12 protein-coding genes are annotated in these 12,881 nt (G+C 66.8%); 4 read left to right on the top strand and 8 right to left on the bottom strand.

Features of this window, described 5'->3' with window-relative positions:
* Positions 1 to 9 precede the first annotated feature (9 nt).
* Positions 10 to 1,560: a leucyl aminopeptidase gene (locus tag MKD38_RS07275; protein WP_252675441.1), complete on the bottom strand. Its 1,551-nt coding sequence runs from the start codon at positions 1,558 to 1,560 to the stop codon at positions 10 to 12.
* A 187-nt stretch (positions 1,561 to 1,747) separates the two neighbouring features.
* Between MKD38_RS07275 and lptF the strand changes: the two genes are divergently transcribed.
* Genes lptF through MKD38_RS07260 form a run of 3 tightly spaced genes read left to right on the top strand, consistent with a single transcriptional unit; the run spans position 1,748 to position 4,457 of the window.
* A complete protein-coding gene (lptF, locus tag MKD38_RS07270; protein ID WP_252675440.1) occupies positions 1,748 to 2,878 on the top strand; it encodes an LPS export ABC transporter permease LptF in 1,131 nt (376 codons plus the stop codon).
* Complete coding sequence (gene lptG / locus MKD38_RS07265; protein WP_252675439.1) at positions 2,875 to 4,053, top strand: LPS export ABC transporter permease LptG; 1,179 nt, start codon at positions 2,875 to 2,877, stop codon at positions 4,051 to 4,053. The genes lptF and lptG overlap by 4 nt, the downstream gene beginning before the upstream one ends.
* A gap of 8 nt (positions 4,054 to 4,061) precedes the next feature.
* Entirely contained in the window at positions 4,062 to 4,457 is a 396-nt protein-coding gene (locus tag MKD38_RS07260) for a sirohydrochlorin chelatase (RefSeq protein ID WP_252675438.1), read from the top strand.
* A 223-nt stretch (positions 4,458 to 4,680) separates the two neighbouring features.
* On the opposite strand, the gene cobA is transcribed toward MKD38_RS07260, so the two are convergent.
* From cobA to MKD38_RS07225, 7 genes are read right to left on the bottom strand one after another with little or no spacing between them, the layout of a single operon-like run.
* Positions 4,681 to 5,481, bottom strand: coding sequence for a uroporphyrinogen-III C-methyltransferase (gene cobA, locus MKD38_RS07255; RefSeq protein WP_252675437.1), 801 nt, complete (start codon positions 5,479 to 5,481; stop codon positions 4,681 to 4,683).
* A 38-nt stretch (positions 5,482 to 5,519) separates the two neighbouring features.
* On the bottom strand, positions 5,520 to 6,824 hold the full coding sequence (locus MKD38_RS07250; RefSeq protein ID WP_252675436.1) for a sulfate adenylyltransferase subunit 1: 1,305 nt from the start codon (positions 6,822 to 6,824) through the stop codon (positions 5,520 to 5,522).
* Positions 6,825 to 6,849: 25 nt separating this feature from the next.
* A complete protein-coding gene (cysD, locus tag MKD38_RS07245) occupies positions 6,850 to 7,815 on the bottom strand; it encodes a sulfate adenylyltransferase subunit CysD (protein WP_111519278.1) in 966 nt (321 codons plus the stop codon).
* Positions 7,816 to 7,827: 12 nt separating this feature from the next.
* Entirely contained in the window at positions 7,828 to 8,631 is an 804-nt protein-coding gene (locus MKD38_RS07240) for a phosphoadenylyl-sulfate reductase (RefSeq protein ID WP_252675435.1), read from the bottom strand.
* Complete coding sequence (locus MKD38_RS07235) at positions 8,628 to 9,221, bottom strand: DUF934 domain-containing protein (protein ID WP_252675434.1); 594 nt, start codon at positions 9,219 to 9,221, stop codon at positions 8,628 to 8,630. The genes MKD38_RS07240 and MKD38_RS07235 overlap by 4 nt, the downstream gene beginning before the upstream one ends.
* Before the next feature lie 16 nt (positions 9,222 to 9,237).
* Positions 9,238 to 10,920, bottom strand: a complete 1,683-nt coding sequence (nirA, locus tag MKD38_RS07230) for a nitrite reductase NirA (protein WP_252675433.1) — start codon at positions 10,918 to 10,920, stop codon at positions 9,238 to 9,240.
* A gap of 28 nt (positions 10,921 to 10,948) precedes the next feature.
* On the bottom strand, positions 10,949 to 11,722 hold the full coding sequence (locus tag MKD38_RS07225; protein ID WP_252675432.1) for a sulfite exporter TauE/SafE family protein: 774 nt from the start codon (positions 11,720 to 11,722) through the stop codon (positions 10,949 to 10,951).
* Between the two features lie 164 nt (positions 11,723 to 11,886).
* Here MKD38_RS07225 and MKD38_RS07220 point away from each other — a divergent pair, with 164 nt between their 5' ends.
* On the top strand, positions 11,887 to 12,828 hold the full coding sequence (locus tag MKD38_RS07220) for a CysB family HTH-type transcriptional regulator (RefSeq protein ID WP_116295988.1): 942 nt from the start codon (positions 11,887 to 11,889) through the stop codon (positions 12,826 to 12,828).
* Positions 12,829 to 12,881: the final 53 nt, after the last annotated feature.

Below are 12,881 nucleotides of genomic sequence, written 5' to 3'. Positions count from 1 at the left end.
GCGCCGCGCTCAGGCCGCGCGGTCCATCAGGAACTGCGTCAGCAGCGGCACCGGACGGCCGGTGGCACCCTTGGCCGCGCCGCTCTTCCATGCGGTGCCGGCGATGTCCAGGTGGGCCCAGTCGTACTTCTCCGTAAAGCGCGCCAGGAAGCAGGCCGCGGTAACGCTGCCGGCCGGGCGGCCGCCGATATTGCCCATGTCGGCAAAGTTGGACTTGAGCTGGTCCTGGTATTCGTCGTCCAGCGGCATGCGCCAGGCGCTGTCCATGGCGCGGCGGCCAGCCTGCAGCAGCGCGTCGGCAAGCGCGTCGGAGCGCGCGTACAGGCCGCTGTTGACATGGCCGAGCGCGATGATGCAGGCGCCGGTCAGCGTGGCCACGTCGACTACCGCGGCCGGCTTGAAGCGCTCGACATAGGTCAGCGCATCGCACAGGATCAGCCGGCCCTCGGCATCGGTGTTGAGGATCTCGATGGTCTGGCCCGACATGCTGGTGACCACGTCGCCCGGCTTGGTGGCGATGCCGCTGGGCATGTTCTCGCAGGTGGGCACCACCGCGACCACGTTGAGCTTCAGGCCCATCTCGGCCACGGCCTGGATCGTGCCCAGCACCGAGGCGGCGCCGCACATGTCGTACTTCATCTCGTCCATGCCCTCGCCCGGCTTGAGCGAGATGCCGCCGGTATCGAAGGTGATGCCCTTGCCCACCAGCACCACCGGCGCCTGCTTGGCGCCGGCGCCGTCGTAGCGCAGCACGATGAACTGGGGCGGCTCCTCGCTGCCCTTGGTCACTGCCAGGAACGCGCCCATGTTGAGCGCCTCGATCTGCTTGCGCCCGAGGATCTCGGCCTTGAGCTTGTGGCGCTTGGCGATATTGCGCGCGGTATTGGCGAGGTAGGTCGGGGTGCAGATATTGGAGGGGAGGTTGCCGAGGTCGCGCGTCAGTTCCATGCCGTTGGCGATGGCGGTGCCGCGCACCGCGGCCTGGGTCGCGGCGCGGGCATCCCCACTGTCGACTGCGATCACGACCTTGCGCAGCGAGGACTTGTCATTGCCGTTGGGCTTGCCGCTGGCGGCATTCTGGGCGTTGACGCGCTTCAGTCCGGGATGGCGCTCGAGCAGGCGGTAGCCGGCCTCGCGCACCAGCGTGATAGTGGTGATCACGGCCCACGACACGTCGCGCTGCTGCGGCGCCTGTTGCGCCAGGCACCACAGCGCCGAAGCCGTACGCGTGGACGACAAGGCACGCACCGCGGTGCGCACCGCATCGGCAAAGGCCTTGTCGGTGAAATCGGCTTCCTTGCCCAGGCCCACCAGCAGCACGCGCGCGGCGCCCACGCCGGCCACTTCGTGCAGCATCAGCTGGGTGCCGCGCTTGCCTTCGAAGTCGCCCTGCTTGACCAGCCGTCCCACCAAGCCCTTGGTGGCCACATCGAGGGCCTTGGCTACGCCGCCGAGGTTCTGGCCTTCGAACAGGCCGACCACCAGGCAGTCGGTCTTGGTCGCCAGGAAACCATTTTGGCCGGCTTTGCTCCAATCCAGGGCTTTTGTGCTAAATTCCATCGCGCTTCCTTCCAGGGGCTCGTTAGACACGAAAGCCTCCATTATCCGCGATTTTTACCCCGCGACCTGCCGCCGCTGATACGCCCCGGTCACGTTGACAGCACGCCGTGCCGTCAGCCAGCTGTTCTGCCAGGCACCTCGCACGGCACATCGCCCGCTCCGGCCGGCAGCCCGGAACCGAACCCGCATGATCCTTCAACAAGCCCTGCGACGCGAGCTTGCCTACACCGCCGGGGCGGTGTTCCTGGTGATGCTGACCTTCATGCTCACCTCGCTCGTGATCCGCATCCTGGGGATGGCCGCCAACGGCAAGGCCAGCCCCAACGACGTGCTGATGCTGATCGGCCTGGCCACCATCGGCTACCTGTCGATCCTGCTGTCGGCGACGCTGTTCATTTCCACCCTGATCGTGCTGACGCGCTGGTACAAGGATTCGGAAATGGTGGTGTGGTTCTCGGCCGGCATCTCGCTGCGCGACCTGGTCAAGCCGGTGCTGCAGTTTGCCGCGCCCTTCATCGTGCTGGCGCTGTTGCTCGGCATGTTCGCCTGGCCCTGGGCCAACCAGCAAAGCGCGCTGTTCCGCGACCGCTTCGAGCAGCGCGGGGTGATGTCGATGATCGCCGCCGGGCGTTTCATCGAGCCGGCCAAGGCCAACTACGTGCTGTTCATCGAGGGCATGGACGCTGACATGAAGTACGCGCGCAATGTCTTCGTGGCCAATGCCGAGGCCGACAAGATCGGCGTGGCACTGGCGCACCAGGGCAAGTTCGAGACCATGCCCAATGGCGACCGCCTGGTGGTGATGGAGAACGGTCGGCGCTATTCCGGCACGCCCGGGCAGATCGACTACCGCATCGTCGAGTTCGAGCGCTATGCGGTCAAGGTGGACAACAAGCCGCCCGAGTCCGAGGCCAAGCTGCCGCCCAAGAGCCGCGACACCATCGAGCTGATCCGCAACCCCACGCGCGAGAACCTGGGCGAGCTGATCTGGCGCATCTCGCTGCCGATCCTGGCCTTCAACTTCGTCATGATCGCGATCCCTCTGGCCTACGTGAACCCGCGCCTGGGTCGCTATACCCCGCTGGTGTTCGCGGTGCTGATCTACCTGACCTACAGCAACCTGGTCAACCTGACGCAATCCTGGGTGCGCAACGGCTCGGTGCCGTTCTGGCTGGCCTGGTGGCCGATCCACCTGGCCGTGTTCCTGGGCGCGCTGCTGCTGTTCCGCTATCGCCAGAACCGCAGCCTGGGTGGCTGGCGCGCCGTGTTCGGGCTGCGCAAGCGCGATGCCGCGGCCGCCGCCGGAGGCCGGGCATGAGGATCCTGCGCGTCTACGAACGCTATTTCGGCCGGCTGGTCTATAGCGTGTTCGCCTTCATCCTGTTCGCGGTGCTGTCGCTGTTCGTGTTCTTCGACATGCTCAACGAGCTGGAGAACGTCAACGCCCAGTACACCTCGCTGGTGGCACTGTTCCACGTCCTGCTGCAGGCACCCACGCGGGTGTACGAGGTGCTGCCGATCGCGGTGCTGATCAGCGCGATCTATGTGTTCTCGCAGCTGGCCAGCCAGTCCGAGTACACCATCTTCCGCGTGGCCGGCCTGAACACGCGCCAGGCGCTGTTCTCGCTGTTCAAGCTGGCGGTGCCGCTGGCGCTGGTGACCTTCCTGTTCGGCGAGTTCATCGGTCCGCGCGCCGAGCAATATGCGCAGAAGGTCAAGCTGGAGGCGATCGGCGCCACGGTGTCGTCGGGCTTCCGCTCCGGGGTCTGGGTCAAGGACCGCGACAAGGATGCCGCCGGCGAGGGCGAGATCACCCGCTTCGTCAACGTGGCGGGGCTGCGGCCGGACCAGACCATCACCGGCATCACCATGTACGAGTTCGATCCCCAGTACCGGCTGCGTGTGATCCGCGTGGCGCAGGAGGGGCGCTACCAGGGCGGCCAGTCGTGGGAGCTGCAGAACGTCAGCGAGACCCGCTTCGTCGAGCTGGCACCGCCGGCCCCGCCCGCGCAACCGGCCGCCGCAGCGCCGGCGCGCGACGCGCTGGCGCCGGACTTTCGCGCGGAGCAGGTCAAGTTCCCGCGCGTGGCCATGCATTCCGAGCTGACCCCGCAGATCCTGTCGGTGCTGCTGGTCACGCCGGAGCGGATGTCGACGCTGGACCTGTTCCGCTATATCCGCCACCTGCGCGACAACAAGCAGGACACCCAGCGCTACGAGATCGCGTTCTGGAAGAAGGTGATCTACCCGCTGACGCTGTTCGTGATGGTGGCGCTGGCGCTGCCGTTCGCCTACCTGCACGCGCGTGCCGGCGCGGTCGGGGTCAAGGTGTTCGGCGGCATCATGCTGGGGCTGTCGTTCCACCTGTCGAACACGCTGTTCTCGCACGTCGGCCTGCTGCATACCTGGCCGCCGATCATCTCGGCGCTGGTGCCGGGCACGCTCTACCTGATGGTGGCGCTGCTGGCGCTGCGTTGGGTCGACCGGCACTGAGCACGGCCATGACAGTTTCAAACCGAGCCCTGGTCCTGTTCGCGCACGGCGCGCGCGATGCGCGCTGGCGCGAGCCGTTCGAGCGGCTGCAGCAGAAGCTGGTGGCCGCCCTGCCCGGCTGCGCGGTGCGTCTGGCGTTCCTGGAGCTGATGTCGCCGCTGCTGGCGGATGCGCTGGCCGAACTGGCGGCGCAAGGCGTGACCGAGGTTACCGTGGTGCCCGTGTTCTTTGGCCAGGGCGGACATATCCGGCGCGATTTGCCGGCGCTGATCGAGCAGTGCCGGCAGGCCCATCCCGGCTTGCGCATTCATTGCGCCGCCGCGGTGGGCGAGTCGGATGCGGTGCTGGACGCGATTGCGGCGTATTGCATGGCGGCGTTGCCTGGGGCTGCGCCGGAAGCCTGAAGTCCTGACGGCCTCAAGTAAAAAAACCCCGTGCCGGCGTTCCGCCACGGGGTTAGTTTTTTCTGCAGGGTATCAAATACCGCTTGCCTGCTCCCCTCGCCCGCTTGCGGGAGAGGGGTTGGGGGAGAGGGCCGGCGTGCGCAAGGACGACGGCATTCACTTCGTGGAAGCTCCTGCCCTCTCCCCCGCCCCTCTCCCATAAATGGGAGAGGGGAGAAAACCCTCAGGCGGCGCGCGGCGCTCGCACCTCAATCAGGTCCGCATCCTCGCGCGGCACCTCGGTCGCACGCGCCGCCAGCGCGGCGCCGATCATCAGCAGGCTGGGCTGCACCGGATCGATCCACGCCGCCGCCTCACCGGCCGCCATCTGGCCGAGCGTGAATTCGCGGCTGCGCTGTTTCGGCGTGGTGGCGGCTTCCACCACCCAGGCCGGCGTCGACGCAGGCTTGCCGTGCGCGATCAGCTGCGCGGCGATCGATGCGGCCTGGTCGCGGCCCATGTAGTAGACCAGCGTGTCGGCCTTGACCGCGGCTTCGATATCGGCCGAGCCTTCGCCATCCGCGGCCTTGGCCTGCGTGGCAAAGGCCACGCTGCGCGACACGCCGCGCCTGGTCAGCGGCTTGCCGATGGCGGAAGCGGCCGCCAGCGCGGCCGTGATGCCGGGCACGACCTCGTACCCGATGCCGGCCGCTTCCAGCGCCTGCAGTTCCTCGTCGGCGCGGCCGAACAGCATCGGGTCGCCGCCCTTCAGGCGCACCACGCGTTCGTACTTGCCGGCGAGATCGACGATCTGGCGGTTGATGAACAGCTGCGCGGTCGAGCGCTGGCCGCAGCGCTTGCCGACTTCGACCAGCTCGGCCTGCGGACACCACGCCAGCATCTCCGGCGATACCAGCGCGTCGTGCAGCACCACCTGGGCTTCGCCCAAAAGCCGTGCACCACGCACCGTAATGAGGTCTGCCGCACCGGGGCCTGCCCCGATCAGGTACACCTTGCCGAAAGTCTTCCGTGCCTGCTTGTCCATCTGCTGCCCCTCGTCCGCCTGTTCCTGTTGATTACCGATCAGGAGAACGCACGGATCATGCCTGCGGCCACCGTGTGGTTGGTGGCCTCGTCGATCAGCACGAACGCCCCGGTGGCCGGATTATCGCCGTAGGCATCGCACACGATCGGCTTCTGCAGCGAGATCTGCACCGAGCCGATATCGTTCAGGCGGATCTCGTGGCGGCCGGTCTCGTGCGACAGCGTATGCACGTCCAGCACGCGGTCCACCGCCGACACGCGCGCAAACACGCTGGCCGTGGTGTGCTTGAGCACGTACTTGCGCGCCGGGTTCAGCGACTCGTCGTCGAACCAGCACAGGTCGGCCTGCAGTTTCTTGGCGGACGCCGCGGTCGCGTCGGCGGCAACGAACATGTCACCGCGTGATACATCGACGTCCTCGGCCAGGCGCACGGTGACGGTGTCGCCGACATTGGCCGATTCGGCCGCGCCGTTGGGCGTCAGCACTTCGGCGACCACGGCTTCGCGGTTGGCAGGCAGCACGCGCAGCTTCTGGCCGACGCGCACGGTGCCGGCTTCGACGCGGCCGGCGTAGCCGCGGAAGTCGTCCGACTGCGAACCGTCCTGGCGGATCACCAGCTGCACCGGGAAGCGCAGCGCGGCGGCGTCCTCGGGCGCGGCTTCTTCCACCGGCAGCTCTTCCAGCAGCGGCAGCAGCGGCTCGCCCTGGTACCACGGCATCGCCTCGCTCTCGTGCACGATGTTGTCGCCGCGCAGCGCGGACACCGGCACGTAGCGCACGTCCTTAAGGCCCAGCTGCTCGGCCAGTTCGGCGTAGGCGGTGCGGATCTCGTTGAAGGTCTGCTCGCTGTAGTCGACCAGGTCCATCTTGTTGACGGCGACGATCACGTGCCGGATTTCCAGCAGCTTCAGGATCGCCGAATGGCGCTTGGTCTGCGCCAGCAGCTCGGCGCGGCCGTCGGTGACGGTCACGCGGGTGGCATCGACCAGCACGATCGCCGCATCGGCGGTCGAGGCGCCGGTGACCATGTTGCGGGTGTACTGCTCGTGGCCCGGCGTATCCGCGATGATGAACTTGCGGCGCGCGGTCGAGAAATAGCGGTAGGCCACGTCGATGGTGATGCCCTGCTCGCGCTCGGCTTCCAGGCCGTCGGTCAGCAGCGAGAAGTCGATCTGCTCGCCGGCGGTGCGCTTGTTCTTGGCGTTGGCCAGCGCGGTCAGCTGGTCGGACAGCACGGCCTTGCTGTCGTACAGCAGGCGGCCGATCAGCGTGCTCTTGCCGTCGTCGACCGAGCCGGCGGTGATGAAGCGCAGCAGGCCTTGGTGGGTTGCTTGGTGAGTCATGTCTGGATCCTTTGCTGCGTGCGGCTTAGAAGTAGCCTTCCTTCTTGCGGCGCTCCATCGAGGCTTCGCTGGTCTGGTCGTCCATGCGGGTGGCGCCGCGCTCGGTGATCTCGGTCACCGCGGTCTCGGCGATGATCGCTTCCGGCGAATCGGCGACGCTGGCCACCGGGCAGGTGCAGCTGATGTCGCCGACGGTGCGGAAGCGCACCGACAGCACTTCGCTGACGTCGCCGTCCTGCTTGGGCGTGATCGGCGTAACCGGCACCAGCAGGCCATTCTTGCGCACCACCTCGCGCTGGTGCGCGTAGTAGATCGGCGGCAGCGCCAGGTTTTCGCGGGCGATGTACTGCCACACGTCGAGCTCGGTCCAGTTCGAGATCGGGAACACGCGCATCTGCTCGCCCGGCGCCATGCGGGCGTTGTACAGGCTCCACAGCTCGGGGCGCTGGGCCTTCGGGTCCCACTGGCCGAACTCGTCGCGGAACGAGAAGATGCGCTCCTTGGCGCGGGCCTTCTCTTCGTCGCGGCGGGCGCCGCCCATCAGCGCGTCGAACTGGTGCTCGCCGATGGTTTCGAGCAGCGTCACCGCCTGCGCCGCGTTGCGCGAATCGGTGTCCTTGCGCAGGCGCACGGTGCCGCGCTTGATCGAGTCCTCGACATGGCCGACCACCAGGCGCGCACCGAGCTCAGCCACGCGCTGGTCGCGGAACGCGATCACTTCCGGGTAGTTGTGGCCGGTGTCGATATGCACCAGCGGGAACGGCAGCTCGATCTTGCGCTCGCCCAGGCGGAACGCCTTCAGCGCCAGGTGCAGCATCACGATCGAATCCTTGCCGCCGGAGAACAGCAGCGCCGGGTTGCGGCACTCGGCCACCACCTCGCGGATGATGTAGATCGATTCTGCTTCCAGGCGGTCGAGATGGTCGTTCTGTACCTGCAACAGGTGCGCCACACCGGAGGTGGCTTCTGCGATGTCGTTCATGATGCCCATTTTCTTATGGCCTCAATGCTTGATGTTCTGTTCGTGGAGCCCGCACTCTTTCGAGTCCTTGCTCTCCCACCACCAACGTCCCGCACGGACATCCTCGCCCGCGCGCACGGCACGCGTACATGGCTCGCAGCCGATGCTCGGGTAGCCCTTGGCGTGCAGGTCGTTGATGGGCACGTCGTGGCGCTTCAGGTAGGCCCACACTTCGGCCTCGCTCCAGTCCGCAAGCGGGTTGAACTTGGGGATGCCGCGGGCTTCGTCCAGCTCTTCGAACGGCAGCTCGGCGCGGGTCACGGCCTGCTCGCGGCGCTGGCCGGTCAGCCAGGCATCGGCGTGCGACAGCGCGCGGTTGAGCGGCTCGACCTTGCGGATGCCGCAGCACGACTTGCGCGCGTCGATGCTGTCGTAGAAGCCGTTCAGCCCGTGCTTCTTCAGGTAGTTCTCGATTGCCTCGGCGTCCGGCGTGTACTGCTCGATGCTGTACCCGTAGCGCGCCTGCACCTTGTCCAGCACCGCCAGGGTCTCGGCGTGCAGGCGCCCGGTCTGCAGCGTGAACACGCGGATGCCGGCGCGCACGGCCTCGCTGCCGCGCAGGATCGCGTCGGTCAGCACCATGTCCTCGGCCGCCAGGCTCGAGGCAAAGCGCGCGCGGAAGAAGCGGCCGGCGATGCCCGCCAGGCGCTCGGCCAGCTCGCGCTCCTTGTGCTCCAGCGCGGCAATGCTGCCGGTGTATTCCGGCGCAACCCACAGCGCGGGCGGACGCAGCGCCGACGCCGCACCGGCGTCGACCACGGCGATTTCGCTCAGCACCGTGCTCATGCCGCTTCCTTCGGTTGCGCGCCAACCTCTGCCCGCGCGCGGCGGAACAGCGGCAGCGGCTCGTCCACCGACGCCTGGTAGGTCACGGTGAACTCGGTAAAGCCCTTGATCGCGTCGTCGATGCTCTTGTCCGCACGGACCGCGAAGGCATCGAAGCCGCAGCGCTTCATGAAGTTGAGCTGGTCGCGCAGCACGTCGCCGATGGCGCGCAGCTGGCCTTGCCACTGGTAACGGGTGCGCAGCAGGTAGGCGGTGGAGAAGCCGCGGCCGTCACGGAACACCGGGAAGTCGACCGCTACCAGCGAGACCCGATCGAAGTACGCGGCGGCATCGCCCGGCTCGTCTTCCGGCGCCAGCCACACGCCGGTGCGGGCCGCGTCGCGGCCGGCCAGCAGCGCTTCATTGGCCTGCCACACCGACAGCGGGAACAGCACCGCGTCCTGGCCTTGCACGGCTGCAGCGATGCGCTCTTCGGTCAGCGGCTGTTCTTCGGTGGCGCGCAGCACGGTCCAGTTGTCTTCGACGATCACCGGGGTGACGTTCGCACTGCCGGTTGCATCCTGGCGTTGCAGTTGAATGATCTTTGCCATGTTCAGTCTCCGGTCCTCAGGCTTCGGCGCGCTCGCGCGGCTGCTTGTCTGCGTAGACACGCTCCTTGAACGGGGCGATGCCGATGCGGGACAGGGTTTCGATAAAGCGTTCGTCCTCGATGCGGTTGGCGACGAAGGTGTCGATGATGCGGCTCACCACGTCGGGCATTTCCTCGGCGCTGAACGACGGGCCGATCACCTTGCCCAGCGCGGTCTGGTTGCCCTGCGCGCCGCCCAGCGTGACCTGGTACCACTCCGAACCGTCCTTGTCGACGCCCAGCACGCCGATATTGCCGACGTGGTGGTGGCCGCAGGCGTTGATGCAGCCCGAGATGTTCAGCGAGATCTCGCCCAGGTCGTAGACGTAGTCGAGGTCGTCGAAGCGGTCCTGGATCGCCTGCGCGATCGGGATCGACTTGGCATTGGCCAGCGAGCAGAAGTCGCCGCCGGGGCAGGCGATGATGTCGGTCAGCAGCCCGATGTTGGGCGTCGCCAGGCCGGCCTTCCTGGCCAGCTGCCATAGCGCGTACAGGTCTTGCTTCTTCACGTCCGGCAGCACCAGGTTCTGCTCGTGCGCGACGCGCAGCTCGCCGAAGCCGAACTGGTCGGCCAGGTCGGCCACGGTTTCCATCTGCGCGTCGGTGGCATCGCCCGGGGGCGACACCAGGCCGGGCTTGGTCGACAGCGTCACCGCGGCGTAGCCCGGCACCTTGTGGCCGTGCACGCTGCGGCTGACCCAGCGCGCGAAGGCCTTGTCCTCGAGCAGGTGCTTTTCGTACGAGGCATCGGTATCGGCCAGCTTTTCATATGCCGGCGGCGTGAAGTACTGCGCCACGCGGTCGAACTCGGCCTGCGTCAGCGTGGCCGGGCCGTCCTTGCTGTGCTGCCACTCTTCCTCGACTTCCTGCGCGAACTTCTCTGCGCCGATCGCCTTCACCAGGATCTTGATGCGCGCCTTGTACTTGTTGTCGCGGCGGCCATAGCGGTTGTACACGCGGATGGCCGACTCGACGTAGGACAGCATGTGCTGCCACGGCAGATCGTCCTTGATGATGGTGCCCAGGATCGGGGTGCGGCCCAGGCCGCCGCCGGCCAGGATGCGCAGGCGCGTTTCGCCTTCGGCGTTCTTGTAGGCATAGATGCCGATGTCATGCATCTGCACCACGGCGCGGTCGTCGGCCGACGCCGAGATCGCGATCTTGAACTTGCGCGGCAGGAAGGCGAATTCCGGCTGGAACGTGCTCCACTGGCGCAGCAGCTCGGCCAGCACGCGGGGGTCGACCGACTCGTCCGGCGCCACGCCGGCGAAGTGGTCGGTGGTGATGTTGCGCACGCAGTTGCCCGAGGTCTGGATCGCGTGCATCTCGACGCTGGCCAGCTCGGCCAGCACGTCGGGCACGCGCTCCAGTTCCATCCAGTTGTACTGGATGTTCTGGCGGGTCGAGAAGTGGCCGTAGCCGCGGTCGTATTCGCGCGCGATATGGGCCAACTTGCGCAGCTGCTTCGACGACAGCAGGCCGTACGGAATCGCCACGCGCAGCATGTAGGCGTGGCGCTGCATGTACAGGCCGTTCTGCAGCCGCAGCGGCAGGAATTCTTCCTCGGTCAGTTCGTCCGACAGGCGGCGGCGCACCTGGTCACGGAACTGGGCGACGCGCTCGGCGACGATGCGCTGGTCATACTGGTCGTACTGATACATGGCGGGGTCCGTTCAGTATTCGTTGAATTCAGGAAACGAGCTTGATGGCGACGAGCGTCAGCGTCGTCGCCAGGGCGGCACGCACCAGCCGCTCGGGCAGCGCCCGCGACAGTTGCGCGCCCAGCCAGATGCCGGGGATCGAACCCACCAGCAGCGCCAGCAGCAAATTCCAGTCGACCGTGCCGAGCCATACGTGGCCCAGCCCGGCCAGCGCCGTCAGCGGGACGGCGTAGGCAATGTCGGTGCCGGCCACTTCGGCCGGCTTCATGTGGGGATACAGCAGCAGGATCAGCGTGGCGCCGACCGCGCCGGCACCGATCGACGAGACCGTGACCAGCACGCCGATCACCGCGCCGACGATGATGGTGGCAACGACCTGCTTGCGGCCATGCAGCTGGAAGCGCGGGTTGCGTTCCAGCCAGGCCAGCATCTGGCGGCGGAACAGCAGCGACAGCACCGTCAGCAGCACCGACACGCCGATGGTCACGCGGATCGCATGCAGCCACCGGGCGTCGAGTTCGCCGGCGCTCTTCAGCACCAGGATGGCGGCCACGGCCGCCGGCAGGCTGCCGATGCACAGGCGCCGCACCACCTGCCACTGCACATGGCCGTGGGCGCGATGCGCGATGGTGCCGAAGCCCTTGGTGATGGCCGCGAAGGCCAGGTCGGTGCCGACCGCGGTGGCGGGCGAGAAGCCGAACAGCAGTGTCAGCAGCGGCGTCATCAGCGAGCCCCCTCCCACGCCGGTCAGGCCGACGAGGACGCCTACGAACAATCCAGAAGCGGTATAGGCCAGGGACATGAGGGACTCGGTGTGGCGTGGCCCGCGGCTCTCGCCGTGGAACTGGCCGCGGCGGGAAGGCGCACCGAGGGCAGGCCGTTCATTAACAAAGTTCGAGAATCGTAATAAACTGGCCTCATACCTCAAACTAATAAGAAGTTGTTTGTTTATACGAACGCAGATATATGAACTTGCACCAGTTTCGTTTCGTGCGGGAAGCCGTCCGGCAGAATTACAACCTGACCGAGGCCGCTAAAGCGCTCTATACGTCACAACCCGGCGTATCCAAGGCCATCATCGAGCTGGAAGAAGAATTGGGGGTCGATATCTTCACGCGCCACGGCAAGCGCATCCGCAGCCTGACCGAGCCCGGCCGCCGCATCCTCAGCTCGGTCGAGAAGATCCTGCAGGAGGTGGAAAGCCTGAAGCGCGTCGGCATGGACTATGCGGCACAGGACCAGGGCAACTTCACCATCGCCACCACGCACACCCAGGCGCGCTATGCGCTGCCACGCGTGATCAGCGAGTTCACCAAGCGCTATCCCAAGGTGCGGCTGTCGATCCAGCAGGGCAACCCGGCCCAGATCGCCGACATGCTGCTGCATGACCATGCCGACATCGGCATCGCCACCGAAGGCATCTCCAGCGACAAGAACCTGGTGTCGCTGCCGGGCTACCAGTGGACCCATATGGTGATTACGCCGCCCGAGCACCCGCTGCTGGACAAGAAGCACCTGGCGCTGGAAGACCTGATGGGATACCCGCTGATCACCTACGATGCCAACTTCGCCGGGCGCACCAAGATCGACAAGGCCTTCGCGCTGCGCCACCTGGCGCCGGACATCGTGCTCGAGGCCATCGACGCGGACGTGATCAAGACCTATGTGGAAATCGGGCTGGGCGTGGGCATCGTCGCCGGCGTCGCCTATGATGCCGAGCGCGACCGCAACCTGCGCGGCATTGCCGCCGGGCACCTGTTCGGCAGCAACGTGACCCACCTGGCCGTCAAGCAGGGGGCCTACCTGCGCAGCTTTGTCTACACCTTCATCGAACTGTTCTCGCCGACGCTCAACCGCAAGCTGGTCGAGCAGGCCATGTCCGGCGAACACGAAGCCTACGAACTCTGAGGGGTTGGCCCCGCTGCCGCCCCGCCCTATATAAGAAGTCAATCCACGATGCC

This window comes from Cupriavidus sp. WGlv3 (genome assembly GCF_023952475.1).
GTDB classification, from domain to species: Bacteria; Pseudomonadota; Gammaproteobacteria; order Burkholderiales; family Burkholderiaceae; genus Cupriavidus; species Cupriavidus phytorum.
Note: the sequence above shows the minus strand (reverse complement) of the source record. Positions and strands in the feature narration are given on the sequence as shown.

Coding starts and splice junctions, on each gene's coding strand:
- MKD38_RS07275 (WP_252675441.1), bottom strand. CDS start 1,560: ATGGAATTTAGCACAAAAGCCCTGGATTGGAGCAAAGCCGGCCAAAAT.
- lptF (WP_252675440.1), top strand. CDS start 1,748: ATGATCCTTCAACAAGCCCTGCGACGCGAGCTTGCCTACACCGCCGGG.
- lptG (WP_252675439.1), top strand. CDS start 2,875: ATGAGGATCCTGCGCGTCTACGAACGCTATTTCGGCCGGCTGGTCTAT.
- MKD38_RS07260 (WP_252675438.1), top strand. CDS start 4,062: ATGACAGTTTCAAACCGAGCCCTGGTCCTGTTCGCGCACGGCGCGCGC.
- cobA (WP_252675437.1), bottom strand. CDS start 5,481: ATGGACAAGCAGGCACGGAAGACTTTCGGCAAGGTGTACCTGATCGGG.
- MKD38_RS07250 (WP_252675436.1), bottom strand. CDS start 6,824: ATGACTCACCAAGCAACCCACCAAGGCCTGCTGCGCTTCATCACCGCC.
- cysD (WP_111519278.1), bottom strand. CDS start 7,815: ATGGGCATCATGAACGACATCGCAGAAGCCACCTCCGGTGTGGCGCAC.
- MKD38_RS07240 (WP_252675435.1), bottom strand. CDS start 8,631: ATGAGCACGGTGCTGAGCGAAATCGCCGTGGTCGACGCCGGTGCGGCG.
- MKD38_RS07235 (WP_252675434.1), bottom strand. CDS start 9,221: ATGGCAAAGATCATTCAACTGCAACGCCAGGATGCAACCGGCAGTGCG.
- nirA (WP_252675433.1), bottom strand. CDS start 10,920: ATGTATCAGTACGACCAGTATGACCAGCGCATCGTCGCCGAGCGCGTC.
- MKD38_RS07225 (WP_252675432.1), bottom strand. CDS start 11,722: ATGTCCCTGGCCTATACCGCTTCTGGATTGTTCGTAGGCGTCCTCGTC.
- MKD38_RS07220 (WP_116295988.1), top strand. CDS start 11,887: ATGAACTTGCACCAGTTTCGTTTCGTGCGGGAAGCCGTCCGGCAGAAT.